General features: G+C 40.7%; 29 protein-coding genes and 3 pseudogenes. 8 read left to right on the forward strand and 24 right to left on the reverse strand.

Going from position 1 to position 26,926, the window contains the following annotated elements:
* Positions 1-55: 55 nt before the first annotated feature.
* The 13 genes from KA717_20640 to KA717_20700 all read right to left on the reverse strand — a co-directional run bounded on the left by KA717_20640 (position 56) and on the right by KA717_20700 (position 8,783).
* On the reverse strand, positions 56-898 hold the full coding sequence (locus tag KA717_20640) for a carbonic anhydrase (GenBank protein UXE58472.1): 843 nt from the start codon (positions 896-898) through the stop codon (positions 56-58).
* Positions 899-1,028: 130 nt separating this feature from the next.
* Positions 1,029-2,456, reverse strand: a complete 1,428-nt coding sequence (locus KA717_20645; protein ID UXE58473.1) for a transposase — start codon at positions 2,454-2,456, stop codon at positions 1,029-1,031.
* A gap of 222 nt (positions 2,457-2,678) precedes the next feature.
* The gene (locus KA717_20650; GenBank protein ID UXE58474.1) at positions 2,679-2,942 is read right to left on the reverse strand and encodes a hypothetical protein; all 264 of its coding nucleotides are present in this window, start codon (positions 2,940-2,942) and stop codon (positions 2,679-2,681) included.
* Between the two features lie 31 nt (positions 2,943-2,973).
* Positions 2,974-3,204 carry a type II toxin-antitoxin system MqsA family antitoxin gene (locus tag KA717_20655; protein ID UXE58475.1) on the reverse strand — a complete coding sequence of 77 codons (231 nt, stop codon included), beginning with the start codon at positions 3,202-3,204 and terminating at the stop codon, positions 2,974-2,976.
* 113 nt (positions 3,205-3,317) lie between these two features.
* Positions 3,318-3,602 (reverse strand): hypothetical protein, encoded by a 285-nt coding sequence (locus tag KA717_20660; GenBank protein ID UXE58476.1) that lies wholly within the window; start codon positions 3,600-3,602, stop codon positions 3,318-3,320.
* Positions 3,603-3,797: 195 nt separating this feature from the next.
* Positions 3,798-4,580, reverse strand: coding sequence for a hypothetical protein (locus KA717_20665; protein ID UXE58477.1), 783 nt, complete (start codon positions 4,578-4,580; stop codon positions 3,798-3,800).
* A gap of 31 nt (positions 4,581-4,611) precedes the next feature.
* Positions 4,612-4,974, reverse strand: coding sequence for a hypothetical protein (locus KA717_20670; GenBank protein UXE58478.1), 363 nt, complete (start codon positions 4,972-4,974; stop codon positions 4,612-4,614).
* A 10-nt stretch (positions 4,975-4,984) separates the two neighbouring features.
* Positions 4,985-6,115, reverse strand: a complete 1,131-nt coding sequence (locus KA717_20675; protein UXE58479.1) for a hypothetical protein — start codon at positions 6,113-6,115, stop codon at positions 4,985-4,987.
* Between the two features lie 72 nt (positions 6,116-6,187).
* Complete coding sequence (locus KA717_20680; GenBank protein UXE58480.1) at positions 6,188-6,562, reverse strand: DUF29 domain-containing protein; 375 nt, start codon at positions 6,560-6,562, stop codon at positions 6,188-6,190.
* 61 nt (positions 6,563-6,623) lie between these two features.
* Entirely contained in the window at positions 6,624-7,904 is a 1,281-nt protein-coding gene (locus KA717_20685) for an ISKra4 family transposase (protein ID UXE64737.1), read from the reverse strand.
* Between the two features lie 66 nt (positions 7,905-7,970).
* Positions 7,971-8,183, reverse strand: coding sequence for a hypothetical protein (locus tag KA717_20690; protein ID UXE58481.1), 213 nt, complete (start codon positions 8,181-8,183; stop codon positions 7,971-7,973).
* An 8-nt stretch (positions 8,184-8,191) separates the two neighbouring features.
* Positions 8,192-8,434: a hypothetical protein gene (locus KA717_20695; GenBank protein UXE58482.1), complete on the reverse strand. Its 243-nt coding sequence runs from the start codon at positions 8,432-8,434 to the stop codon at positions 8,192-8,194.
* 34 nt (positions 8,435-8,468) lie between these two features.
* On the reverse strand, positions 8,469-8,783 hold the full coding sequence (locus tag KA717_20700; protein UXE58483.1) for a DUF4277 domain-containing protein: 315 nt from the start codon (positions 8,781-8,783) through the stop codon (positions 8,469-8,471).
* Positions 8,784-9,172: 389 nt separating this feature from the next.
* On the opposite strand from KA717_20700, the gene KA717_20705 reads away from it, so the two are divergent.
* Together KA717_20705 and KA717_20710 are read left to right on the forward strand one after the other, a co-directional pair.
* Positions 9,173-9,301 carry an IS1-like element transposase gene (locus KA717_20705; GenBank protein UXE58484.1) on the forward strand — a complete coding sequence of 43 codons (129 nt, stop codon included), beginning with the start codon at positions 9,173-9,175 and terminating at the stop codon, positions 9,299-9,301.
* A gap of 182 nt (positions 9,302-9,483) precedes the next feature.
* Positions 9,484-9,774, forward strand: a complete 291-nt coding sequence (locus tag KA717_20710; GenBank protein ID UXE58485.1) for an IS1 family transposase — start codon at positions 9,484-9,486, stop codon at positions 9,772-9,774.
* A gap of 24 nt (positions 9,775-9,798) precedes the next feature.
* Here KA717_20710 and KA717_20715 read toward each other — a convergent pair whose 3' ends face one another.
* From KA717_20715 to KA717_20735, 5 genes and pseudogenes are all read right to left on the reverse strand, one after another.
* A complete protein-coding gene (locus KA717_20715) occupies positions 9,799-10,083 on the reverse strand; it encodes a hypothetical protein (protein UXE58486.1) in 285 nt (94 codons plus the stop codon).
* A gap of 207 nt (positions 10,084-10,290) precedes the next feature.
* Positions 10,291-11,628 (reverse strand): annotated as a pseudogene (locus tag KA717_20720) (IS5 family transposase).
* 124 nt (positions 11,629-11,752) lie between these two features.
* Positions 11,753-11,956 (reverse strand): annotated as a pseudogene (locus KA717_20725) (IS5/IS1182 family transposase).
* Positions 11,957-12,146: 190 nt separating this feature from the next.
* Positions 12,147-12,611 carry an ISAs1 family transposase gene (locus KA717_20730; protein ID UXE58487.1) on the reverse strand — a complete coding sequence of 155 codons (465 nt, stop codon included), beginning with the start codon at positions 12,609-12,611 and terminating at the stop codon, positions 12,147-12,149.
* Positions 12,612-12,679: 68 nt separating this feature from the next.
* Positions 12,680-13,807 (reverse strand): ISAs1 family transposase, encoded by a 1,128-nt coding sequence (locus KA717_20735; GenBank protein ID UXE58488.1) that lies wholly within the window; start codon positions 13,805-13,807, stop codon positions 12,680-12,682.
* 94 nt (positions 13,808-13,901) lie between these two features.
* Between KA717_20735 and KA717_20740 the strand changes: the two are divergent.
* Positions 13,902-14,420 (forward strand): annotated as a pseudogene (locus KA717_20740) (IS1 family transposase).
* Between the two features lie 13 nt (positions 14,421-14,433).
* Here KA717_20740 and KA717_20745 read toward each other — a convergent pair.
* The gene (locus KA717_20745; GenBank protein ID UXE58489.1) at positions 14,434-14,781 is read right to left on the reverse strand and encodes a transposase family protein; all 348 of its coding nucleotides are present in this window, start codon (positions 14,779-14,781) and stop codon (positions 14,434-14,436) included.
* Positions 14,782-14,806: 25 nt separating this feature from the next.
* On the reverse strand, positions 14,807-14,977 hold the full coding sequence (locus tag KA717_20750) for a hypothetical protein (protein ID UXE58490.1): 171 nt from the start codon (positions 14,975-14,977) through the stop codon (positions 14,807-14,809).
* A gap of 220 nt (positions 14,978-15,197) precedes the next feature.
* Between KA717_20750 and KA717_20755 the strand changes: the two genes are divergently transcribed.
* Positions 15,198-16,178 carry an o-succinylbenzoate synthase gene (locus KA717_20755; protein ID UXE58491.1) on the forward strand — a complete coding sequence of 327 codons (981 nt, stop codon included), beginning with the start codon at positions 15,198-15,200 and terminating at the stop codon, positions 16,176-16,178.
* A 14-nt stretch (positions 16,179-16,192) separates the two neighbouring features.
* A complete protein-coding gene (locus tag KA717_20760; protein ID UXE58492.1) occupies positions 16,193-17,560 on the forward strand; it encodes a 2-succinylbenzoate--CoA ligase in 1,368 nt (455 codons plus the stop codon).
* A gap of 54 nt (positions 17,561-17,614) precedes the next feature.
* On the opposite strand, the gene KA717_20765 is transcribed toward KA717_20760, so the two are convergent.
* The 3 genes from KA717_20765 to KA717_20775 all read right to left on the reverse strand — a co-directional run bounded on the left by KA717_20765 (position 17,615) and on the right by KA717_20775 (position 22,700).
* The gene (locus tag KA717_20765; GenBank protein UXE64738.1) at positions 17,615-18,607 is read right to left on the reverse strand and encodes an adenosine kinase; all 993 of its coding nucleotides are present in this window, start codon (positions 18,605-18,607) and stop codon (positions 17,615-17,617) included.
* Positions 18,608-18,818: 211 nt separating this feature from the next.
* Positions 18,819-20,312 (reverse strand): transposase, encoded by a 1,494-nt coding sequence (locus KA717_20770; GenBank protein ID UXE58493.1) that lies wholly within the window; start codon positions 20,310-20,312, stop codon positions 18,819-18,821.
* A 927-nt stretch (positions 20,313-21,239) separates the two neighbouring features.
* Complete coding sequence (locus tag KA717_20775; protein UXE58494.1) at positions 21,240-22,700, reverse strand: tetratricopeptide repeat protein; 1,461 nt, start codon at positions 22,698-22,700, stop codon at positions 21,240-21,242.
* Between the two features lie 140 nt (positions 22,701-22,840).
* Here KA717_20775 and KA717_20780 point away from each other — a divergent pair, with 140 nt between their 5' ends.
* The gene (locus tag KA717_20780) at positions 22,841-24,217 is read left to right on the forward strand and encodes an ammonium transporter (GenBank protein ID UXE64739.1); all 1,377 of its coding nucleotides are present in this window, start codon (positions 22,841-22,843) and stop codon (positions 24,215-24,217) included.
* Between the two features lie 231 nt (positions 24,218-24,448).
* On the opposite strand, the gene tnpA is transcribed toward KA717_20780, so the two are convergent.
* Complete coding sequence (gene tnpA, locus KA717_20785; GenBank protein UXE58495.1) at positions 24,449-24,856, reverse strand: IS200/IS605 family transposase; 408 nt, start codon at positions 24,854-24,856, stop codon at positions 24,449-24,451.
* Between the two features lie 77 nt (positions 24,857-24,933).
* On the opposite strand from tnpA, the gene KA717_20790 reads away from it, so the two are divergent.
* Together KA717_20790 and KA717_20795 are read left to right on the forward strand one after the other, a co-directional pair.
* On the forward strand, positions 24,934-26,220 hold the full coding sequence (locus KA717_20790; GenBank protein UXE58496.1) for an RNA-guided endonuclease TnpB family protein: 1,287 nt from the start codon (positions 24,934-24,936) through the stop codon (positions 26,218-26,220).
* A 15-nt stretch (positions 26,221-26,235) separates the two neighbouring features.
* On the forward strand, positions 26,236-26,880 hold the full coding sequence (locus KA717_20795) for a DUF1517 domain-containing protein (GenBank protein ID UXE58497.1): 645 nt from the start codon (positions 26,236-26,238) through the stop codon (positions 26,878-26,880).
* Positions 26,881-26,926: the final 46 nt, after the last annotated feature.

Below are 26,926 nucleotides of genomic sequence, written 5' to 3' on the forward strand. Positions count from 1 at the left end.
TGTCTCAGAAAATCGGCTCTTTCCAGAATGGGTCTTCATTGATATTGATCAGTTTTTAATGGGAACCACGATAGATGCGATCGGCCTGTTCTGAGGGTAAATGGCCATAGCCAGGTAAATGAGAAGTCTTAACCCCATTCCCATTGCTAGTATGGCTGTCATTGACTTCGCGGGCAGGAAACTGCGCTAAATTTTCCCCACCGGACACAGTAAAAGGTACTTGGTGAAAGAGAGGACAACTGGGATGCAGATTATATTCCGGTTCTGGCGACGGGAGACGACTTTGAGGCGGGACAAAATCATGAAGAATGCCATCATAGGCAAGCACTTCTCCGGCCTCAATGCGATAAATCCAACCATGCAAACTCAATTTACCGTTGCGAAGTTTAGAGCGAATAATCGGATAGGTCTGTAAATTTTCTAGTTGGGTAAGTACATTTTCGGCGACGGTAATTTCGATTAATTCTTCACCTTCGTAGTGGCTATAATTTTCCTTCACCAAGCGGCGGGTTGCCTCTGCGTGTTTAAGCCAGTCATAGACGAGGGGCATTTTTTCCTGTAGAGTATTGAGCTTTAATAAGCCTTTCATCGCCCCGCAATGAGAGTGACCACAAACGATCACTTGTTCGATTCCCAAGGCTTCAATCGCATATTCAATAGAGGCTCCTTCCCCACCATTGGCGGCTCCGTAGGGTGGAATAATATTACCCGCATTACGAATTACAAAGAGATCTCCCACATCTGCCTGGGTAATCAGGTTTGGATCAACCCGTGAATCAGAGCAGGCAATGAATAAAATACGGGGATGCTGACCGTGAGACAGTTCCTCAAACAGGGCGCGATGGCTACTAAAATAGCCCGTTCGAAATTTTTGGAGTCCCTCAAGCAGCTTCTTCATGGAACCGTATGACTGATTACAATGTTTTAAGACCTGCCAATTTTACCACTTTCTTTGTTTGAATGACAAAGTTTACATTTTTTAATAAACTGGACAGTGGGAAGTTTATGGATGCCAGATAAGGTAATGACTATGCGACGAAAGTAAGCATATCAGGGCTTGGGGAAGAGGCAAGTTTAGCGGTAAGGAATTTAGGCAAAAGCAGACTGGGTGGACTTTGAGGAAAAATCATTTGGGCTTGATGTTGAAGGGCTAGTTGAGCAATCCGTTCACTAGGGTAGCCATGGGATGGTAATGTCCGAAACCATCGAGGAAAATTAGCCCAAATCCCCTGGGGTAACTCTAAGGCGAGAATTTGAAGTAGCCCTAAAGCAATGGCATTAAGGTTAACAAAACGCTCAAAGGCTTCTACCTTGTTTAAAATCTGAGTCTGAACAGCTTGTGGATAGTCACTGAGGATAAGATTGCTGGGCCAGGTAGGTAAAGTAGGAAGACTCTTAAGCCAAAAACGATAGGCAAAGCTGCCCAAAAGATGGACTAATTGACGAAAAGTGACTTCAATCTTAAATCGGAGACCGTAAGCGGCAATAATCTCAGGTCCAGTCAAACAGAGATCAGTAGAAAGCAGAATCAGTCGTCGTCCGTTAGGCAATTGGGTCAGAACAAACTTGACGAGCTGATGGGGACTATCCCAGTGGAACTCAAAGCACTGATAAGAAACCGTGACTTGTTGACCATAGAGCCAGACTTTAGCTGTCGGAAAGTCCGCCGCCAGAGCGAACAGCTTTTCTAGTTTTATCGAACTCCCCCAAATCCGTGGTCGTCCTCTCCCCGTCAGCGTCGGCACGGAACAAAAGGGGGCATAGGCGACGGTGGAGCAACGCACTCTTGTGATTAGATGCAAGGCGTTCTGGCGAAAACTTTTGAGCACTGGTTCGCAAGCAAAATAAGCATCCAAAATTACATAACTCCCTGCCTCTGCGTAAGTAACACAAAGGTCAGCCATTTTTGTCACCAGGCTCGTCTTCACCTTTTTTTTGCCTTTTCCCTCCCCCTTCTCGGTTGCTTTGGACTTGATGCCATCGTCTAGCCGCAACACTAAGGGCAAGGCAAAGCAGGCTTTCCCTACTCCCACCAAAATACTCAAGGCATTGAAGTAATGACCCCTTATCCACTCTGGCTTGGACACATCTTCCGATTCTTGGTGTAGTCGTTTTACACCTGGCATCTTGCGTCCTTCTTTCCCCACTTTGATGCCATCACCCACATACACCCGTTTCCCTTTAATTCTGTATAGACTTTCATGCTGACTTAGCCACTTTGACCATTGTAAAGTTAGTCCTTCGACCCTAAACGCCTTGGAATCAAACCAATGTAGAGCCTGATTGTAGTAGCTCTCTGTTAAGCCAATGGCATTGACATAGCTAGTTATTGCGCTGGGTTGGCTGTTGAGCACTACTCCCCAGACTAACAGGATAAACCATTGGAACGTTGCTTCTCGGCTAAAGGCTGGACGGAGATTATTGAGGATTTGCTCTAGTCGCTGACATAGTTGCATAATTGATAGATAGCACTGGCTATCGATTTTCTTATATCAGCCAGTTTCGGACATAACGGCACTCTTTTGTATCGGATGTCCGATTTTCTTTTCTCCACTTACACGCCTCGAGAACTTCCCACTGTCCAGTTAATAAAGTGAATGGGATTTAATGCTACTTGATGGTGTCAGGCGAGGAGTTCGCCAATGAAAAGCGATCGCTTTTGATTAAGGCGGTCAATCTTAATAGTCAATGATGTCATTTGTTAATAGTTCTTTCCATTCAGAGTTTTCTTGATCGTGATTAACCATTGATTTAGCTTGTTCTTTTAAGATTTTTTGTCGTTCGGACAGGGGTAATTTTAAAAAAGTAATACGTTCTTCTAGGGAAAGTTCAGCTTGAGAAGAGTCGGGAATCAGAACAACAATTTCTACGGATTGATCAACATTAAGATTGGGGGTTTGAATCTCAATTTTATTGCCAGATAAGACAGTTATTGTTCGCATTTTCATTAATGTTGACAACGATTTTTGACTTTTAAACCAGGCTTGCAACTTCAACTGTTTTTTGAACAGCTAAGGTTTGACGATGTTTTTTGATATTATTAATTTCATGGAGTGTTTGAGCCGTTAGATAGCTTTCGCCACAATGAGAACAACTTAGCATTGGAATATTTTCAATCACCAATAGGTTATCCCCTTTGCCATAACTGCGTGAGATATACCGCAGGGTGATGCCTTCTTGGCCGCAAATATCACATTGAGTCATGGAATCCTCTGATTTTTTAGAGAGCATATACTGTAATGATAACAATTTTTCCTGTTGGGCTAAGTTTAACAATTACTTCGATCACATTTTTATCTATGTTATAACCCCTAATTCTATATTTGGATTCGGCGATCGCCTTTGCTATTAGGATTTTTATATTCAATAAAAACACGGTCATAGGCTGAATCGATACGGCCTTTTGTTTTGGCGACCGTAAATTCATATTTAGCCTCTAACTCAATATCAACGTCCTTTGCTACCTGTTGAATTTGTAACTCTGTTGCAATTTTAATATCCTCCTCATTCTTCACTTTTTGAATTGCCTGTTTAAGATTATTGGCAAATTCTTTAGCTTTTTGAGTAATTAATTGATCGTTGAGCCAGATTGGAGTATTCATTAGCAATTTAAAAATATGTTGTTGGTATTGGTGATTAAATTAAAGATAAGGTTTTACCTGATGCTATTTCCCGGCAACCAATCTTCAATAATTTGTTCGATGCATAGGGATAAAACTCTAGAAAAATGCTGATTTCTAAACCAGTTTTTGGGCTGCTATAAAATAGAGGAATAATCTCTATAATACAGAAAAAAGTTAAATTAAATCTTTTAGGTGATTAGGCAAATCAACATCAATAGGTTCATCTACTGATGTTGTAGCTAGACCACTCAACTCTTCAATCTCTTTTATTTTTCTTATCAATATTTTAATTAAAGAACCATTCTTATCAAGCTCAAATATGTCATCTTTATCGAGAACAACAATATTTTTTCCACTTTTAGCTTTAAAAATGACTTGACATAAACGAGCATCCTTAATACAGCGAAAACGTCTGTCTCCACGTCGAGGAAAACCTGATGCTCCTTGTATGGTAAAAAATACTCCCAATCCAACTGTGTCACAAAAATTCAGGTTTATCATACTGCACAAACGAGCAAATTGTGCGCTAGAAACTGATTCTCCAATAGCTTTAGCTTCAATAAGAATACCACGACAATTCTGATTATCTTGAGATTTTTTCAGATACAGCCTATCACAAACAATGTTCCATAATTCATCATCTCCGCTAACAAGCAGATCATATTGATGACTGCCTGATTGATAGTTTTTAATCTCAGATAACCCTGGTAATCCTTGAAATGCAAGCACGAGAATTTTTTCTAGTAAATAGCCTGCCTGCTGTTTTTGTTCTCTTGTTGGTCTAACAATTTGTAAGTGGGTTTTGAGTTGTGTTAAGTAGGATGAAATCTGAGGATTAGGAGTGTATGCCCAGTTAATAAGTTCTTCTGAGTCACGACTATTTTTATCTAAAAAGTTTAACGCAAGGGTGATCATCTTGTTTGCTTCTTCAATACTTTCTGGGGAGTGAATTAACATGGTCAAGTTTTTAATAAATTGCTTGAATAATTTAAATAAAGCAAATGGATGTTTGAGTTTCTGTCATAACGTCAAATTTTAACTCATCATAGTTATAGAGAGTAACTTCGCAATAAGGACAGACGTAAGGTAATTGTGGCATCCCATCACGAAGCGGGAGACTGTCAACAAAAGTTTCCGCACAGTGATGATAGATTAAAAGTTGATTTTCTGAATAACCATCAGCAGCTAAAACTGCAAAAATTGCTACTACCTTGGGATATTCAATGGCAAGTTTAATCGCTAATTCGCGTGGCTGTGCTGTTTGATTAGGCAGGCTAAAAAATTCGCTTAAGATGGACTTATGGCGATCTGAAAGAAAAGGTAATCTATCGTCACACACTAAATTAGCCATAATTATGACCTCAGTAGCCTAATTCAGAAAGAAGAAACTGTAATGCTTGCGAACTTCCTCCATAATTATTGATAAAACAATTCAAATGTCTAAACGAATCTTGAGGAGAGGAACTAACTCCATTAGCAAAATAAAAGTGGGCACGAAAAATCCCTTGATTTTTGCATTTATCCTCTTCATATCCTTTATCTAAACTAAATTCATATGATTTTGTTCCCCATTCTTTAATTAACGTTCTAAGTAAGGAACTTTCAACATTATTAATATTTTCTGGTGTTGCATCTACATTAAGAGAATCCAATGCTGTGAGAGCCAATTGATGTGATAAAGCCTGTAAGCCCCTCATCGTCTTTTTATCATATTTTCCCGTACTATGAGCATTTAAAGCAACCCCTTTTTTATCGGCCCGAATTCTTAAGTGCTGCCAAATATAATGAGGATCGAGAAGATATTTATCCCAAATCTTTTGAAGTACTAAATCATCAAGCAGTGGGTACTCCCAATGAGCATTGAGTTTTTCTGAAATTTCATCAAAAAAACTAGGAATAAAATTCCAATACTGAAATTGTGTTGATGAATCACGATCTTGGACGTTATAGCTAAAATTATTCCACGATAAAGCAATATAATGCGGTGCAACTTCCGCGATGACAGTCCAACGAATTGAATAAGATGCTGTTGAACTAACCTGCCTCTCGCCACCATTTTCTGATGTTGTTTGGGATTGATAAACGCCGCGCTCATAAAACGGTATTTTCTTCGTTCGTATATACCAAGCAATGCTTTTACTTGGGTTGGTAATCGGGCCATGCCAGCCATCATCACAGCACTCTGTTAGTAAATTATTAGCTGATCGTAATTCTGGCAGTTTTTTATAGGAACCCAATTTAAAACTCAGAAATTTACGAGGTTGTGTTACAAAAGAACGCATAACCTCTTCTGCCCGAAGGGTGTCATTTTCAATTAACTCTGCTAGCCGAGAAGCAAGCTCATATTTAGGAAGACTTTTACCTTTGACAGCTAGAGATTTAAGTGCATAAAGACTAAATTCGGGACTATAAAGAAATTGAGTGCAAAATGATTTGCTATCGGGAAAACCCTTATCAATAAATGCGTCAGGATATGAGTTATGATTCACCATGTATTTAACTGTGTTGAACTAAGAATATTTGATAATTCTATTTAAGGTAAAGTTTCGTCAGTGTTATCAACATTATATGTTAGGCAGCCAATCTTTAATAACCTGTTCAATTTCATAGGGACAAAACTCTGGAAAAATGCTAATTTCTAAACCTGTTTGTCGTGCTGCTTCTCGACGCGCTCTGGTATATTCCTTTGCCAAAACTTGGTCGGGATAACTGCGTAAACTCGGACTATCCTCTAACTTACGACGAATCTGCGATCGCCCATCATTAATTGAATCCAGCCAACTATCCGATCGCCGTTGGGGTTGATATTGCCACTTGAGGAGATGCACCATAATTCGTTCCATCTGGGAACCGATCGCACTGCGTTCACTTTTACCCAAGTCCTCCACCTCCTCAATTAAATGTTCCCAATCAATCACATCCCAACGTTGTTCCCGCAAAAGTTGAGCCGTGTCCTTTGCCCAGAGGGGTGCGACCTTTAGTTGATAAAAGCTGTTGTAATCAGGGTTCTACAGGGAACCCATATTGATCAAGTTTTGCCCAAAATTGACTCCATCGTTCCTTGGTCAATACCAAAGCTCGTAGGCTCAAAATAATTCCTGCTCCTTTTTCCTTCCATCGCATCCCTGAACAACATAATCGTTGTTTGACCAACGTCTTACAAGCTGCTTCCATAACACCTGAACCAATCGGATACTTTTTCTCTATGTATTCAGCATAATCCATTTGATGCTGATGATTCTCGTAATAAGTAATCGCCGCTAGTAGTTTCTCGGTAAGATTCTTAGAATGACTTTTTTCTTCTTTGACTTCTTTCATCAGATTTAGCAGTTCTCCTGCTTTTCCTTTTTCATGCTTGAGTTCTCGACAATTTTCAGTCAACCATTCTTTTTGTTTTGACACGGTATTCGGATGCAACGCTTCTGCCAAGGCACCTAAGTAACCAGAGGCATGATAGAAATCTAATATCTGTTCTTCCGTTTGCTTTTCTAAAAACTTCCAATTTGATTCTGCCCCGTCTGCTATCCCGACCAATGTTGCCTCTGGATAACGGTTTTTCGCTCGCTCAATTTCTCTTTCTAATCTTTCTAGAAAACTCTTTTTTCCATACTCTGGTGCCGCACCTAGATAGATTGTAGGTTGACGTTCGCCTTCACTATCGTATAGGGAAACGGTTCCCACCATTGCTTCACGGTAGCCATCCTCACACATCAGCATACAGGTTCCATCTAATCCTATTCCCACTGTTGCAATTTGGCTATCCTCCTTGGGCGGGGCATAACTCCACGCTTCTTCTTTTGCCTGTACCACACTTCCTACTGCTTCACTCAATCTTTGGATATAGGATAGCGCTACTTTTCTACCATGATTTTCTAATAAATCATTTTTCGCCTCTTTGCCTGCCATCCCTGACATTTTTGAGGATACCTGTTTTGCCAATAATGGCGTTGATGTTATGATTATCCTTGCTTCTCTTTCTAAGGGGCAATACGTTTTTCCTCCTACTGAACGCTGATATACATGACGATTCACTATAACCTCACCATAAGGTGTTTGATATTCTTTCGGTTGCTCTCCCTTACTCTTCCAGATTTCTTCACCGATTTTTAAGGGTGAACCATCTGTATCTAAATATTTCAAGGCTTCTTTGCTGGCGATGCAACCTACTTCGTTTAAGCCTTTTTGAATATTTATTTCTGTATCCAACATTGAACGACTGAGTTCTAATGTTAGTTCTATTTTTATCTTTGAACCCTCTACATTAATTAGTTTTGCTGTCATCATTGTTTCCTCTTTGTCACTTTTCATCTCATGTTAACACTTGTCTTTTCCTTCATCAACTAAAGGTCACACCCGAGCTAAGGGCAGTTCTGTCCGTTCTACCAAGCGATGTAAACTGCTATGTCCTACTTTTATCCCCATCAACTCCTCTATATCTTCTTCTGCTTGTTGGTAGGATGTTTTCGCACTGGCTCTTAGACAGCATTTCTCTAAACCTGGACTTAAGACGATTTTTGGCGACACCTTTAGTTTTCTGGCTTGTTTTTGGCTTATTTCCACTTCTCCGACTAGGGTTTTGATTTTTCGCTTGTTTCCAGACCGTTTTTTTCCCCCTTCTGAAAAAAAAACTCCCCCATTGTTGGCCCCACAATTTCTAACATCTGGGTTCTGACTTCTACTTCGATGCTTCCAAAGTCCTTCTGTTTCTCTGGTTCCGTATATTTGCGCAGGATACGGGCTGATTCGGTGAGATGCTGTTTTAACAGTGCTTTTTCTTCTGGGGGAATCGGTAACATACTTTTTTCGCTCATCAGTTTTTTTCCATTTTACCCCAGATTCTATGTACTACTTTATCCGGGATGTACCCGAGTCTAAATGCTTTGACTTTTGTTCTATTCCAAAGATTGCTGCCGCTTTTAGGACTATTTTCGTGAACCGGTTTTTTACCCCCACTCCAAATACCTTATCCAATGACCTTCCTAGCTTGTCATCATTTAAATCTTCTGCTTTTATTCCTTCTCCTAATAGGTGTTCTAATGCTTTTCCTTTAAAAAATTCACTCAACAAATATAACGGAGCATTAATACATCCTAAGCAGTTTAATATCATTGCTTTTACTATTGTACCTACACCGAGCTTTTCTTGAGGATGAGTTCCCACTTCCTCATCGATAATTTCTACTAAACTGGACAGTGGGAAGTTTATGGATGGCAGATAAGGTAATGACTATGCGGCCAAAGTAAGTCTATCAGGACTTGGAAAAGGGTCAAGTTTAGCGGCAAGGAATTTAGGCAAAAGCAGACTAGGTGGACTTTGAGGAAAAATCATTGGGGGGTCGTGTTCTAAACCTGTGGAAAAGAGTAATAATAAATAAATGTAAATCTTAAAATTGGTGTGCCATGCTATTCAAAGCAATTGTTTGCCCAAGTTGTCAAAGTACGGATATTGTGAAACACGGCCCCTCTGGGGAGGGGAAAGAGCATTACAGATGTCGTAATACAGAATGTAAGCGTTGCACATTTATCTTAAACTATACTTATAAAGGTTATTTGCCAGAAGTAAAGGAAAAGATTGCCGAAATGGCAATGAATGGTAGTGGCATAAGGGATACAGCCCGTGTGCTGAGGATTAGTCCATCAACAGTGATTAGTGAACTAAAAAAAAAGAGTCTAGTTTAGTATTCGTCAACGAAAAAAAACTAGCAGAACTGGAACCCAGTCAGAGTATTGTAACGCTCTGCCAATGGAATGACGTGGAAGCAGAACTCGACGAAATGTGGGGTTTTGTGAAGAGCAAAAAAGAGTAAAGATGGTTATGGCACGCTATTGATCATAAGACAGGTGAGATATTAGCTTATGTTTTGTCTGGTCACAAAGACGAAGCATTTCTAAGGCTAAAAGAGTTGTTAGAACCTTTTGGTATTACTCAATATTATACAGATGGATGGGGGGCTTACGAACGACATATTGAGCCAGCATTGCATGAGGTGGGTAAGTATAATACTCAAAAAATCGAACGAAAGCACTTGACATTGAGAACTCGAATAAAGAGATTAGCGAGAAAAACGATTTGTTTCTCCAAATCTATTGTGATGCACGATATTGTCCTTGGATTATTTATCAATCGCTTTGAATTTGGATGTCTTATTTAGATGTGCTTCCACAGATTCAGAACACTACCTCATTGGGGCTTGATGTTGGATGGCTAGTTGAGCAATGCGTTCACTAGGATAGCCATGGGAGGGTAGAGTCCGAAACCAGCGAGGGAAATTAGCCCAGATCCCCTGGGGTAACTCTAAGGAAAGAATTTGAAGTAAGCCGAGAACAATGACATGAAGATTAACAAAACGCTCAAAGGCTTCTACTTTGTTTAAAATCTGAGTCTGAACAGTTTGGGGATAGTCAGGGAGGATAAGATTGCTAGGCCAGGTCGGTAAAGTAGGGCTTGCTGAAAAAGTCAAAAAACGAAAGAAATGTGGGTTAGGGAAGTATGGACTGAAAAAGCATAGATAACTTATCCTTATGGAAACAAATCAAAATACAGATTTTGTTTAATCTATTGTTCCTTTCTGTCTAAAAAGGTCAACACAAATCACTCCTCACAAAAGAGAGGAAAATTAACACCATTTTTCACAAGAAAAACGACTCTACAACTTTTTACTTTTTGTCTTCTGAAGTAGAGTAGAAAGATTCATTACCAAAAAGTTCATCGCAATTACCGTTTCCGAGGTCTCAGGTAGTTTGGCCATCACTCGACCAAGACTAAATTTCCTCTTTCCCTGTCCGAATTTACCCTCAATGGCATTACGCACTCTTTCATCTGAGCGTGCCTCTTTCTTTTTTTCTTTGCTCACCTCTTTCGGCGGTCTTCCCAATCGGGGACCACTCATTCTTATATCCCTTTCTTTACAATAAGCTCGATTCGCTTTTGTTCGATAGATTTTATCCACATGAACCGATTCCGGATAACATCCTGTTTCCCTTTTATATTCTTCTATTCGCGCTTGTAAATCTCCCGATTCGTTGTAATTATCCCAACTTAATTTGTCTAAGAAGACAAAGCCATTCACATTACTTGCCGATATTTTAGCTCCAAACTCTACTGCTTTTCCCGCTTTTCCACGCACTATTGGACGCACGTGAGGTTGGCTTACACTCACAATTCTGTTTTCTACTTTATTTGTCTTTTTTTCATACATTTCTAACTGTTGCTCATACACTTTTCCTATCGTTACAAGCTCTTCTTGCTCTTTTTTCGTTAGTTTTTCTAACTTTGCTCCCTCTTCTATCATTTTTTCTATATCAGACAAGTTTCTTTTTATATATCCTAGTTGTTTTTTTGTTCCTTTTCTTCTTTCTTTTTTTGACACACGACGTTTTTTTGCTATGGCTAAGTACTCTTTTCTTGCCACTTCCCTATAAGTCCTCGGCTTTTCTTTCCTTTTCTCTTTTATTTCTTCATACAGCTTATCTATTATTTTTTCTGTTTTTTCTCTGGCATCATTCAATATTCCTATATCCGTTGGATATTTTATATCTGCTGGTGTACAAGTCGCATCTAACAATAACTTTCCTTCATTTTCTTTTTTTTCTGACGCTACACCCGTCGCTTTTTTTTCTATTTCTTTATTAATTTTATTTATTAATTCCATTCCTATTTTTTTACGAAAATGAACCATCATTGACGCATTAAATGCTTCTTTGCTACTATAGCTTTCCATTCCTATAAAGTACTGTAAATAAGGGTTCTCTTTTATTTGTTCTACTGTTTCTCTGTCACTTTTTCCTGAAATTTCTTTGATAATTAATGCTCCTAATGCCATTCTAAATGATTTGGCTGGGGCTCCTTTTTTTTCTGTGAAGTTTTTTGCATATTCTTCCTCATATTCTTCCCAGGGAATCATTTTTGACATTTCTATCCAACGATTTTCTTCGTCTAACTGCCCGCCGAACAGATTTTTCAAGTTTTCTGGTGTTTCAATTGAGTACTGTTGCTTTCGGTACATCTGCTTTCTCTCTTCTTAATGCAATGGTTTTGAGGCATTCTACCCTATTTTCGTGCATTCTAGCGGTTCTTAATTCGCCTACTATTTTTCTCCGTAAAGGTTTCAGCTTTTTTCAGCAAGCCCTAATTAATGCTCCTAATGCCATTCTAAATGATTTGGCTGGGGCTCCTTTTTTTTCTGTGAAGTTTTTTGCATATTCTTCCTCATATTCTTCCCAGGGAATCATTTTTGACATTTCTATCCAACGATTTTCTTCGTCTAACTGCCCGCCGAACAGATTTTTCAAGTTTTCTGGTGTTTCAATTGAGTACTGTTGCTTTCGGTACATCTGCTTTCTCTCTTCTTAATGCAATGGTTTTGAGGCATTCTACCCTATTTTCGTGCATTCTAGCGGTTCTTAATTCGCCTACTATTTTTCTCCGTAAAGGTTTCAGCTTTTTTCAGCAAGCCCTAAAGTAGGAAGAGCCTTAAGCCAAAAACGATAGGCAAAGCCGCCCAAAAGACAGGGCAAACGCATCTTATCCGAGTAAAACCTTAAGGAGATAGTCCTCGTCCCAACCAGCGCGTAGCCGTTTATTCTTGATACCAAGTTTCAGAGTATTTTCCTTTGTGAGCAAGTTAAGAGCGATATGGCGTAAGACGGCTAAATTCTCAGGAGCAAAATCCTTACGAATGCGACAAGCATCCTCGTTGAAGGCCAAGTCTAGAACCCAATGTAAAGAGTTTTCTATCAACCAATGACTACGAACAGATTGGGATAATTTTTGAGCATTACTCGGCAGGCTACTGATATAGTAGCGAGTCTCATACTCTGTTTTGTCTTTCAATCGTCTCTCCGCTTTAATCATACAGATGCTCGTCAACTTTGCCCATTTCTCCCCACCCAGCAAAAATTCTGTTTGTTCCATCGTCCAGCAACGGCGAATTTCAATCCGTCCATGTCCCTTGTCTATTGTTTGATGAAAATCATGCTTAATTCCCACAAAATTAACCGATTGAGCATGAGCAAATAATTGTTCAACATCCTCACATAAATCAGGGCAAACGCATCTTATCCGAGTAAAACCTTAAGGAGATAGTCCTCGTCCCAACCAGCGCGTAGCCGTTTATTCTTGATACCAAGTTTCAGAGTATTTTCCTTTGTGAGCAAGTTAAGAGCGATATGGCGTAAGACGGCTAAATTCTCAGGAGCAAAATCCTTACGAATGCGACAAGCATCCTCGTTGAAGGCCAAGTCTAGAACCCAATGTAAAGAGTTTTCTATCAACCAATGACTACGAACAGATTGGGATAATTTTTGAGCATTACTCGGCAGGCTACTGATATAGTAGCGAGTCTCATACTCTGTTTTGTCTTTCAATCGTCTCTCCGCTTTAATCATACAGATGCTCGTCAACTTTGCCCATTTCTCCCCACCCAGCAAAAATTCTGTTTGTTCCATCGTCCAGCAACGGCGAATTTCAATCCGTCCATGTCCCTTGTCTATTGTTTGATGAAAATCATGCTTAATTCCCACAAAATTAACCGATTGAGCATGAGCAAATAATTGTTCAACATCCTCACATAAATTACCTTGATTGCCTTTCAATGCCAAAACATAATCTCCCCCTCGCCCTACTATCTGTTGGGCAATCTTTGTCTGAGTTCCCATGGCATCAATCGTTACGATACAACCTTTGACCTCTAGCATTTTCAGGAGTTTAGGAATCGCCGTGATTTCATTCGATTTGCTTTCCACCTTGCACTGTCCTAGTACTAGACGATTTGCTGTTGCCCATGCACTTACCATCTGAATTGCGCCCTTTCCGTTGGCATTGTCATAGGAGTGGCGAAGGGTTTTGCCGTCAATCGCTATCACTTCTCCTTCACTTACCTCCGCTATACTTTTGACCCAATGCAGAAAACAGTCTTGAAATTGCTCTGGATTCAGACTAGCAAATACACGCGCAAACGTATCGTCGGAGGGGATGCCATTCGGCAATTCCAAAATTTTTTTTAGCCATTGATGTTTAGCCTTGCCGAAACTTTCCATGGCTACCCAACCTTCTGCTCCACAAATGACGGCTAAGATGGCAATCGTTAGAATATCAATGAGTTTATGCCGTTTTGTTCGTTCGATGCGAGGGTCATCTATTTCGGCAAAGTGTTCTACCAGTCTATATTTGGGTCGGAGTTTCATCGCTTTTGTTTTCTATGCACTTTCCCTTATTTTCCCTTATCCATCCCTCTATAATGTTCTTGTATCTGTATCATTTTTAGATGCGTTCGCCCTGAGAGTCACAGGAGTAAGTTGGTCATGGTTACAGAATTATGTTAATGATAAATTTGCTGCGGTACCTCGTCAGATAAGCGTTTCAGAAAAAGCGCGAGGAAAATTAACTATCGAATGTGATGAGCTTTGGTCATTTGTTTTCTCCAAAGAAAATAAGTTTTATGTCTGGTTAGCTATAGACAGAACAACAAGAGAAATTGTTGGTTGTTATATTGAGGACAGAAGCCGTGCATCAGCCAAAAAACTTTGGGCAAGTTTGCCTGCTGTTTACCGACAATGTGCCGTTGCTTACACGGATTTTTGGGTATCTTATGAGAAAGTTATTCCCAGTAAACGTCATCGAGCAGTCGGTAAAGAGACGGGACAAACTAATCATGTTGAAAGATTAAACAATACCTTTCGACAAAGAATCTCTCGACTGGTGCGAAAAAGCCTCTCTTTTTCCAAAAATGTGGAAAATCATATTGGGGCAATTTGGTACTTTATACACGACTACAATGCCCAATTAGCAAAGGCTTAAGCCGCCACCACTACTATCGAATCACTACCCCTTTACCACTCGCTAGACAGATGATTTTCTGGCTTTTTAGGTCAACAATTATTTGCGTCTTTAATGTATGTTCTTTTTGCTTCCCACTATAATAATTTTTCTGATTTTCTTTTGGTTTTTCTATCGGACTCTCTGTTACATCCATTGCCACTACTTTTTCTTCTGTCCCTTTTTGACGTAACTCTTTCTTTCCAGGTAGACTGAATACTCCTGAGCGAATTAAGCTATTTTCGATTTTCTGAGTTGTACGACACACCGTTGATTCTGATACTCCCCAGTCTGTTTTAATATGGTACTGTGTTCTATATTCTCTTAAATATTGAAGGGCCATTAAAACTTGATCTTCTATTCTCAATTTACACGGACAACCAACCTTCTTTTTTTTTCTCCTCATTTTTGACCAACTCTACCATTCGCTTAAATGTCGGTTTTTGAACCCCTGTCAGTCTCTTGAATCGATTTGCTGATAGTTTTCTTGCCTTGCTATATTCCATAATTAAATTACGATGAGTGATTTTAGTTTCCACTTTCACGATAGCATTTTCTGTTTTTATACGGTAAATTTATGCCACTGTTTGTATAAAACGTATTTTAGTTAACCCTTTATTGTAACATATAATATTTATGCAAGAGGGCTATTGTCGAAAAGGTCAAATTGGTTTCTTACCCTTATATTGGTTAAGTTTGGCCAATAATTTATTTTCCACCAAATCTTAGGCAAATATTGAATAACTGAATAATTGAGTAATGGATTATTGTTATGATTATTTTTTCTATTGCAAACCCTTTGTTACGCCATTGCAAACCTGTCACGGTTTATGGTCTGAGCGGCGGGGGATTATTATTCAACTCAGGGATCAACAAGGTAACATTGGTAAGGGAGAAATTGCCCCCCTTTCTTGGTTTGGCTCTGAAACCATTGAACAAGCCACTCAGTTTTGTTCGCAACTAGATACTAAGTTTAATCCCCAAATAATTGACCAAATTCCTAATAATTTACCTTGCTGTCAATTTGCTTTTGAGTCAGCCTTGGTAAATCTAGAGAAAGTTGCTAATAATTCTCCGATCACGAATTTAGATTATAATCTCAGTTCAAACTATCAAATTTATCTCGTTAATCATCCCTGGAATTATAGTTATCTATTACCGACAGGATTAGCTGCCTTACAGTCAATTCAGACCAAAGTTGCTCAACAACATAATACTTTTAAGCAGAAAATTGGGGTTCAAAGCTTCGAGCAGGAGCGATCGCTGATAAAGGAATTAATGTCTTACTTGCCTACTCAGGGAAAACTGAGACTAGATGCCAATGGGGGACTGAACTTAGAAACGACCAAACGGTGGTTAGAGTTTGCCGAATTAGAGAACGAATTAGAGCATAAAATAGAATTGATTGAACAGCCGTTACCCCCTGAAGATTTTTCAACCCTATTAGCGTTATCTCAGCAGTTTAAAACCGCGATCGCTTTAGATGAATCGGTTGCCAATTTGACCCAACTCCAAAGTTGTTATCAGCAAGGTTGGCGAGGCGTTTATGTTCTAAAAGCGGCCATTATGGGATCGCCCCGTCGTTTAGCCCAATGGTTACAAACCCATCCCATTGATGCTCTGTTTTCCTCGGTCTTTGAAACGGCGATCGGTCGTCAAAATGTCTTAGAATTGGCAGTTAAATGGGGGAATCCCAACAGAGCCTTGGGGTTTGGTGTAAATCATTGGTTTCAAGAATAAGACTGAAATCAAAAATGGATAACTTAAGAAAAGAGTTACAAACCTGGCTTGAGCAGGGAAAATTTATTGGTCAAGAATCTTCCACTTTTTATGAACAAATTATTTTCTATGAAAATCAATGTTCTCCATATTTAAAGCCCCAGGTTTTACTCGTAGAAGAGAAACCAGAACAGTTTTTAGCCGCATTTCTAGCTATATTACTCAATCAAGGCTCTGTTTTTTTAGGTAATCCTCATTGGCAACAGCAGGAATGGCAACAGGTCTCGACTCTGATTCATCCCGATCTGATTTGGGGTCAAGTCCCTCAAGTTTTTTCAGAATTAACCAAATCTCATTCTTCTCCTTGGTCTAATTCTTACATTTTTATCCCGACAGGAGGAACATCAGGACAAATTAAATTTGTTGCCCATAATTGGCGAACTTTAACAGCTTCAGTTCAAGGTTTTCAGCAATATTTTGATGTGAAAAAGATCAATTCTTTCTGTGTTCTACCGCTTTATCATGTGAGTGGTTTAATGCAATTCCTGCGGTCTTTCATGACTCAAGGTAATTTCCAGTTTTATTCTTATGCTCAACTCAAACTAACGCCACCCCCAGAAGACTATACAAATTTTTTTCTATCATTAGTTCCCACTCAACTACAATTTCTCCTCGATCATTTTCCTCAATGGTTAGCCCCATTTAAAACGATTTTTCTAGGAGGTGCGCCCGCCTGGCCCACACTACTTGAACAGGCAAGACAAGCCAATATTAACCTAGCCCCTACCTACGGGATGTCAGAAACGGCGGCTCAAATTGCCACCTTAAAAGCTATTGATTTTAAGCAAGGTTGCTCTGGGGTGGGTCAAATATTGCCCCATGTCAAGGTTAGCATTATGGATGAGCAAGGCTTAGTTTTAGATTGTCATCAGGTAGGAAAAATCAACATTCAATCTTCATCACTTTTTCTCGGTTATTATCCTAAACTCCATTGTCCCCCATCCTTTTCTTCTGGGGATTTGGGTTATGTTAATGAAGAGGGCTATTTATGGATTATGGGTCGTCAAAACCAGAGAATTATTACGGGAGGAGAAAAGGTTTTTCCGGCGGAAGTAGAAGCGGCTATTTTAGCAAGCAAGCAAGTCAAAGATGTGGTGGTTTTGGGATTACCCGATCGCTATTGGGGAGAGATAGTTGTGGCAGTTTATGTCCCTCATTTGACTGAATGTTCTGGAAGTTCTCTGGAGACAATCCTAAAAACAAAGTTAAGTCCCTATAAGTGTCCAAAAGCTTGGTTTACCAGACCTGAAATTCCCCGATCGCCTTCAGGTAAGGTCAATTATGCTCAATTACAAAAACAGCTAGAGGAAGATAGAAAGGAGAGCCAGGGCGATCGCATCTAGTAATTTCAACCAGGGGTTTAACCCCCTGATCTCTTAAAAATTACTATCTAGAAATTAGATTTGACCTAATAATGCTTGCAACTCAGCCGTCTCTAAACGAGGGCCGTAACAGGTGACAATTTTAGCGGCAGTAATCGAGGCTAATTTACCCGCTTTTTTGTAACCTAGACCGTGCGTTAAAGCATAAAGAAATGCTCCGGCATACATATCTCCAGCCCCAACAGTATCAATAGCATGGACAGGCGTTGTCGGAATTTCAAGTAACTTTTCGCCATCAAAAACCACCGATCCCTTTGCTCCTCTGGTAATCGCAAAACCTTTAGCTAAAGTCTGACAATAGTCCAAAGTTGTTTTAAAATCCTCACTGCCTGCCATCGTGCCAGCTTCTGCTTCATTGGCAAAGAGAAAATCCACACCGTTACCGATCATCTCCAATAAACCGTCTTTAAAATAGTTGGTCATGTTGGGATCGGAGAGGGAAAAACTGGTTTTAACCCCATTGGCCTCAGCAATTTCTCTAGCTTTAATGACGGCGGCTTTACCCGTTGGAGAAGTGACTAGATAACCTTCCATATACAAATATTCAGAATCTTGAATCGCTTCGGGAACCAATTCTTTTTCAGAAAATCCGCCCGTAATGCCTAAAAAGGTGTTCATGGTGCGATCGGCATCGGGGGTAATCAATACTAGGCATTTGCCTGTAATGCCATTTTCCCGTTCTCCATTATGTAAGTTGGTATCTAGACCGCAAGCTCGTAAATCTTCAAGATAGAAGGTTCCCGCCTCATCATTGGCGACCTTACAGGAATAAAAACCCTTACCCCCTAACTGACTCAGGGCAACCATCGTATTTGCTGCCGAACCCCCACCACTTTGTTTGCAAAGATAGCTTTTTAATTCAGCAATCAGTTCATTTTCCCTGGTTTCATCCACTAGGGTCATTACCCCTTTATCAATGCCTAAACGTTGTAATTGTTCAGGACTGACTTCAAATTCCATATCGACGAGGGCATTGCCTACCCCATAAACATCGTATTTACGGCCCATGACCACCTCAAGCTTAGAATTAATAACGCCTGTCATGGTAATCCAGAATGGAGGTTAACGCAAGAATGAACTATGTCGCCGGTGATCCCTCTTTTACCGTCGCTTCAGCACGGTGAGAATGTCAACTCGACCAATGGATAAAGGCGTTAGGGGCGATCGCCTTACTTGAATACGATCTTTTCTCACTCGTTGAGGCACACAGAAAACGGAGTTAACCGAAGTTAAATAGAGTTAGCTGCTTTATATTCGCTCCCTGATTGACCGATAGAGGCTTGCGCTTCCTTGGTTCTAGGGTCTGGGACTTGCCTTTGTCCGTTTTCGCCTCGAATAATTGACCCTGTATAGGAGTCAAGCTATCCAGAAACTTCCGAGTCCGTTCTAGCAATATTTCCTTTGCCTTTTTATAGCCAAGAAAACGGGGGATTTCAACGTCTCCCAGTCTTGCTAGAATGTTGTCAGCAGCGTTGATATCAGAGTGTAATACGACCCCATCATGTCCGATAAACCGCTCCCCTGAACGAGTCCCTGTAAGAGTCCCGAACCGAGAATCGAGTTGTGACGTATAGGCACTGTTAACAGCAACAATCGCGCAACCTACGCGAGTTGAAACCTGATTAAGAGCATCGGCGACCACGCCTTTACACCAAGAAGAAACGTTTCTTTTCATCCGTTTTGTTCTTGGTTTTTTGTTGCGAATTTGCTCTGTTAAATCTTCAAAGGCTACCTTAATCGCATTTTGCATGAGTTGATGGGTAGCGGTAAAAACAAGGGTTTTAATTTGTCCCTTGAAACGGGACTCTCGTTTATCCCATTTCTGTTTACCCAAGTTGTTACGATTAATCCTATCCGCTTTGGCGGTATCCCCTTTTTGGATTGCTTTATCGGCAACAGATTTTAATTTGTTGCGCTTAACTTTTTTGGCTGTACGATAATCGGTTTCTTTCGTTTGCAAGAAACCAAAATTATTACCTAAAAGTCTAGCACCATCGTTAGAAGAAGTGGCATAAACTTCCGTATAACCCCTATCGCAACCGATGGTTAAACCTTCTGTTTTAAGTTCGGACTTTTGAATATTAGTTGTGTAATGAATTTCCCATCTATCAGCCCGTTTAATCAAGCGTAACTGACAGGTAACTTCGTGAGGTAATGTAGTCGGAACTTTTATATTTTTCCCTTTTTTTAAGCCACCAAAACGAAGCCAAACCACTCCATTTTTGTCAATTTGTGTATCAAACGCTCTGAGAATAATTTGATTGTTAACCCTTGTATGTCCACGATGCCAATATTTACGAACAAGAGAGCATAACTTAGGGTGGTTAAGCCAATCACGACTTTCTAGGGTTAACTGTAATACTCCTTTTTGGGAGTGAAACGTTTGATAAGATTGCCTCAGAGCTTTCATTACCTTTTCAATACAGGAAGCTTGTACAAGGTGAATATCATCTATGACATCATAAAGAGTTGAATCCCATAGTTTGGCTGGTAGCTCATATTTCTCACGAAAGGGACGTAGTTGCTTGTCAATCTCAAATTTAGAGATTCCCCAAGCTTTTAATGAGCCAAATTCATTCCACAAGTCACAACGAAGTTGACCCAATCGAAGCGCGATGGTATCCAGTTCTTCCGACTTCCACTTATTCAGTTTTTGAGTTCCTAGAATGGCAATTCTAGTTACCGTCAGTTGACCTTTTGCCTTGCGTTTCATTTAGTGAACCTCCTTTTTGATTATAACGATTCACATTGCTTGGTCGTTGGATTTATTGTAGATATATTTTGTTCATCCTCAATTTTTTTCTGGTAAGCACTAAGAAAGTAAAGTTTGGAACTAAAACAGTAAAGTTTGGAACTAAAACAGTGCATTATGCTCATAAAATCGTGCATCAATTCTTCTTGAGGAGATAGTTTATTGTTGTTGATTACCGTGATTTTGCAATCGTGAAGATGGCAGAACCATTCCACAAAATCAAATCCGAATCGGCAAAGTCCAGCAATTCTAAATTTGCGCTGTAACAAGGGTTTCAGGTTTTAGTTCGCGTAATATGGGGTAAAGTTCAACGGGATTAACAAGTTCATTTTACGAGTCTTCCGGCTTTTAGGCACAGTAGTACGTGTAGAATTGCCCCCAAAACCCCCTTTGAAATGTTCTTTAAATCCCTAAAAGCCTTGCTGTGTCTAAAACTGAGAATTGCTGGGCAAAGTCGGTCTTTATGACCAACAACAATCTCACCTATTTCTCCTTTTGATACTTGAGTCATTAATTTCAGGAAACCTTTTCTTTTCCAGTTCATTCCACTGGCAACGTCCTTGACAACCCTTCTGGGTGGGCATTCCCCAAAAAGTCAATCTGAGTTTCAAGATCATTGACTTGTGTTCTCGTACTTACGCGAGCATACAAGACCCGTTCTTTCTCGATAGAGAGCGACTCCTCGAATGCCGATTCAGGGTATCTGCGATGCCCACCAGGAGAACGAATACAAGGGATTTTCCCTTGATCTGCCCAGTCAGATGTTGTTCTTGGGTGATAACCATACTTTTGATAAACTTGGGTTGGGGTTAGGTACTTCATTTGATTTACCCTATTTGACCCCATTATACTTCGTTATTCAATGATTAGGTGTGCTGACAAGCTAAATTAGGGGCTAGGTTTAGCCACTCGACGCGACAAATCTGCAATTTTTTTCTTCAGTTCAGGGGAAGGCGCGACATCCTCCGCCATTTTAAATAAATTATTTGCCGCTTGAGTATCCCCCTTCGCTTGCCGTAACATCGCTTTACCCACCAAAGCCTTAAACTGTTTGTTGTCCTTGGCTAACATTTGATCATAAATCTGTTCCGCTTGATCAGTTTGTTCCGCGAGTTCGTAAAGCTTGGCCAGATTAAATTGCCATTCCAGATTATTGGGTTGAATCGTAATGACTTTTTTAATGATGGGGATTGCCTGTTCTAGTTGCCCCTTTTCTAAATAAATATTGGCTAGGGCGACTAGTGCATCCATATTATTAGGATTTTGTTCGATCAGTGTTTGGTATTTCTTGATGTCCGGTGCTTCACTGCCATTGTGAGTAATGGCATTATCGCTGGGTGGACGATTAAAGAAAAAGAAGGAAGCGGCTCCCATGCTCAAAATCACGAGGGCAAACCCTCCCAACATCATCAGCAAGCGTGGCGAAAAGCGGGGTAAAGCTTTATCTGGGTTGGGATCGGATTTTAAGCTTGATTCTAGGGTTTTTACCCCCGTAAAAGTATGTTTTTTATACAATTCTGCCACTAGCCAAAGAAAGGCAGAGGAGACCCCATTGGATTGGAGTTTATAAAAACCCTCTTTTTCGACAATAGGAATGCCAGAGTAAAAACGTTGGTACTTGGCCGTGGCTGCGTCAAGGGCGTGGATCAGACTTTGTACCTTTTCTTCAATTTGGAGTTGGGCCATGGCTCCGGCCGCTAGGCGATCGCACTGGGTAAAAATCAGGGCAAAAGTATAGGCTAGGGAATTTTGATCCACCAGTCTGGCCAAAGAAATAACCTGTTTAGTCAGGGTTTCCAGACTATCGAGATAGGTCGGATCATGAACTAATCGCTCCGCATTAATGAAAACACAACAACTATGGGAATTCAACACCATCGTTTGATAATAGGGATTCTCAAAGTTGCAATATTCTCCCGGAATATCCCACCAGCGAAAATAACACAACGTTTTCAGCCCCCAGCGTTGTCGTTGTTTAAAGGCAAAGTGGAAATCGGTAATTTTTAAAGTCGGTGGTGGATAATGCCCAGTTTGACCCACATAGTTCAAAATACTCTCTAATAGTTCCTTTTCCGGGTTATATTGGCACTCAAACCACAAAGAAGGAGTCAAGTTGGGTGAAAGGGACGGATCAATATCCGACACGCTGTTCAATTCAGCATAGCTCCCGACGAGGAAAACTGTTTTTCCGACACCCCGCTCCCCTAAACTGAGCAGGTTAAATATAGGAGGTTTAATAGGTGATAAGAATTTCATCTGGGAACTGTAATTAGATAGTTTGGTTAATTTATTCTTTATAGGGTATCTCGAAAAGTCCGGTACTGATGAAACGACAAAAACGACATCCACAACGTTCCCGTCAATCTTTGGCTTCCCATTGGCACCTCTGTCTGGGACTGGCAATGTTATTTACTTTCGCCTGGGTGGGCCGAGCCTTAGGACAATCCTTGTCATCTTTTAACGTCATCCAAGTTCAACAAACCTTACAAGTGTCATTGAACACCACTTGGGTCATCTTTGCCGGTTGTCTAGTTTTTATTATGATGGCAGGTTTTGCACTCCTTGCGGCAGGATTTTGCCGCCAGAAAAATGTCGTCAACCTACTCGCTGAGAATTTATTGGCTTTTGCTATCACCACGATCGTTTTTTGGGCGATCGGCTTTGGCTTGATGTTTGGAGATGGTACCTCTCTGTTTGGAATTAATGGTTTTTTCCTGGGGGGTTCAGATACCAGTCCCAATTCTGGCTCTGATTATGAGGGGGTTTTTCATGCTCTTAGCTGGGCAAATATTCCTCTACAAGCCAAATTTTTCTTTCAGTTAATGTTAGCAGGGATTCCTCTCAGTATTGTGGCAGGGGCGGTAGCGGAAAGGATTCAATTTTTAGCGTTTCTTTGCTTTAGCGTTTTATTAGTGGGATTTATTTACCCGATCGCCGGTCACTGGATTTGGGGAGACGGTTGGTTAGCTCAATTAGGTTTTTGGGATTTTGCTGGGGCAACGGTTGTGCATTCGGTGGGAGGTTGGGCTGCCTTTGTCGGAGCAGTGCTATTAGGGCCGCGTCTAGGCAAATATAAAGGAGGCGAATCCTTTGCTTTGCCTGGTCATAATTTACCCTTGGCAACGTTGGGCTGTTTGATGATCTGGTTAGGCTGGTTCGGTTTTAATGGAGGAGCGACCCTTTCGGCTAGTCCCTTGGTCATTACCCATATTTTACTGGTGACGAATTTGGCGGCAGCAACGGGAGGCATTACTGCGATTTTGGTGGCCTGGTTTTATTTTGGGAAACCTGATCTTTCTGTAATGCTCAATGGCATTTTAGGGGGACTCGTCAGTATTACGGCGATTTGTCGCTTTGTAAACTTGGGTTGGGCGGCCCTAATTGGTGCGATCGCTGGATTATTAGTGGTTTTAGCGGTGGATTTCTTTGATCGGCTACAGATTGATGATCCGGTGGGGGTGATCTCTGTTCATTTGGTCTGTGGGATTTGGGGAACCTTGGCTGTTGCTCTCTTTGCGATCGGCCCAAAAACACAGCTTAATGACAATTTTATTTTGTATGAAGCAGGGCCAGTAAAAGGTTTACTGCTTGGCGGCGGGCTTCCGGCCCTTAAACAATTATTAATTCAAGTGTTGGGCATCACGTCCGTTAGTTTCATTACCGTTTTACTGAGTTGGTTTGCCTGGACTCTTCTGCAAATGACTATCGGCTTACGGGTTTCCATTGAATCGGAAATTAAAGGACTAGATATTAGTGAACATGGCTTAAATGCCTATAGTGGTTTTTTACTGAAACAAGATACTGCGCCGAAAGGCCCCAATAAAAGCACTCCCGCCCTGCCCTCTCAGCAGCGATCGCCTTGGTAGTGAATAAGGGTTTTGAGACCAGAGAGGAAATACAAGAGATTTTGGCAAAGCGTTGTAATGTACTGAGTAAAATGTAAAATGGAGTAAAATGAAGAAAGAAATCCGAGATTTGACCTATTCCCATTGGTTAGAGTTTTATTAACTCATAAGAAAAGGATGGGAGTTTGGAAACTCAGTGTCTTTAGACCTGAGAGGAAAAACGCAGATCGGGAATTTATTCCCCGTGTTCTTCTAATTGGCTGCATGATGAGGGTCTTCAATATATTTTTTGACCGTTTCACTACTGATGTTACCCGCAGTGCTAACAAAATAGCTACTTGTCCACAGACTAGGTAATCTCAATAAATGAGGAAATTCCTTTCTGAGATGATGACTTGATCGCCCCTTAAAAGCCTTCACAACGAGATGGGGAGCATCAGAGGGTTTCACGGCAACGAAAAGATGAACATGATCTGGCGCAACTTCTAATGCCAGTATATCCCACCCTTTTTCGAGGGCTAGTTCCATAAATATCTGTCTAGTCCTAGTTGCCACCTCTCCCACTAAAACTTGCTTTCTCCGCTTTGGGATAAAGACAAAGTGGTAATTAAGCAAGAACTTAACGTGGTTGTGGGTTTTATATTCTGGTAGTAGTAACATAAATGCTTTGTAGATTACCCTTGACACATCTACTGTAATTCGCTAGGCTTGAATAGTCAAACAAGCAGGTCGAGCAAGTGGCAAAACCTAGGAAAATGATGGGAGTCCAGCAAATCCTGTTAAGCCCCAGCAAGGATACGAAGGTAATCCTGGAATATGTCTGCTCGGAGTCTAATAAGCTGCATAACTGCGCGGTTTATTATGCTCGCCAGGTCTGGTTCAAAAGTCGTCGTTTTGTCTCTGGATTTGAGCTTGTCAACGAGATGGGAAAGAATAGGCATTTCTCAGCCCTTTCCTCTGAGGCTGCTGTTCAAACCTGTTTATCGGTCGGAGAATCAATTAGCTCTTTTGCCAGGTTACTCTCACAATTCAATAAAGGTGAGTTAGAACAGAAGCCTCGAATGCCCAATTATCGGAGGACTGGCTATCAAGTTGTATCTTTCCCTAAGCGATGTTTGAAATTAGTCAACGGACAAGTAAGATTGCCGCTAGGCTTGCAGACAAAAGCATGGTTTGGGTTAAAGGAGTTTTTTATTCCGATGCCGTCTAACCTTGACTTTGATAAAATCAAGGAATTGCGTATCTTGCCCAGAAACAATTGTTTTTATGCTGAATTTGTTTATGCAGTTGAGCCGATTAAAAACGGATTTGCTCTATCGAGGGTATTGGGGTTAGATCACGGAATAAATAACTGGTTAACAGGAGTAAGCACTGTCGGCACTAAATTCATTATTGACGGCAGACAGATAAAATCCATTAACCAATGGTACAACAAGCAAGTCGCTAGGTTAATGACCGACAAACCACATGGGTTTTGGTCTAATCGTTTAGCTTCATTGACTGAAAAACGAAATCGCCAAATGCGAGATGCAATCAATAAAGCTGCGAGGCTTGTAATTAATCACTGCATTGAGAACCAAATTGGAACCATTGTTTTTGGATGGAATCAAGGTCAAAAGCAGAAGGTTAATCTAGGCGACAAAACTAACCAAAATTTTGTTCAAATTCCAACTGGGAGACTAAAAGAACGAATCAAGCAACTATGCTTGTTGTATGATCTTCGGTTTGTTGAAACAGAAGAAAGTTATACGTCTCAATCCAGCTTTTTAGATGCCGATGAGATTCCTGTGTACGGTGAAAAACCCGATGAATGGAAGTCTTCAGGTAAGCGTATTAAAAGGGGACTGTTCCGAGCGGCTGATGGTTCTGTGATTAGCGCAGACTGTAATGGAGCGGCCAATATTTTACGAAAGGTAGCGGTAACACTTGGGCTTGACCTAAGTGGAATCAGTAGAGGTGCTTTGACTACACCTTTGAGGCTCAGATTTTGGGCTATTCAAGAATCTCAGTGTCTTCAGGCCTGAGAGTGTCAATAGTGGGTGATCAGAAACAGATTTGGTATTATTCATTTTTTAGAGGCCAGCATTATGGGTATCGGCGATCGCTTTAATCAATTGACAGGGAAAACCCGCTATGTGGTCTCTCGTATTTTTCTTTATTTACGAGGGCAAGAAATTGCACCCTTATTGGGAACCTTAAATCAAGCAGGACGAGAAACGGTGGATGCCGATGGCGATTTGGAAGTGGCTGGGGAAGGCTTAGTCAATATTTGCCAATCTCTACTTCAGTTAAAACTTCATTGGGAATCGGCGGCGAATGAGGGTGAAGTCTTTTGGAAAGAAGGAGAAGCGGGAGATTTTGTCAATGAATTGTTTACCGATTCGGCCCAACGTTATCTTTCTGATATCAGACAAGATCCCTTGGCCGAAGATGAACCTCTGACCTTGCCAATTACCAGCAATCTGGTGGTGATGATTACCGTTGCGTTTACCGGGGAAGTTGCGGATTTGGAAACCAACCTGGCGGATAGAGAAGCCCTAGAGTATGGATTGAAAGCTCTGATTAATCTTCATTATCAGCATCGGCTAGAAGCAATCCAAGTTCATTTTTCTCCTGCCCAATTAGGTGACGAGTTAACCAGTGAACAGGTACTATTAAACTTTCCAGAGTTAGTCCCCATTTAAGTCTGGGGGAAATTTGGCACCTGGGTTGATTGGCTCAGATGGTGAC

The organism is Woronichinia naegeliana WA131 (assembly GCA_025370055.1).
In the GTDB taxonomy this organism is placed as follows: Bacteria; Cyanobacteriota; Cyanobacteriia; order Cyanobacteriales; family Microcystaceae; genus Woronichinia; species Woronichinia naegeliana.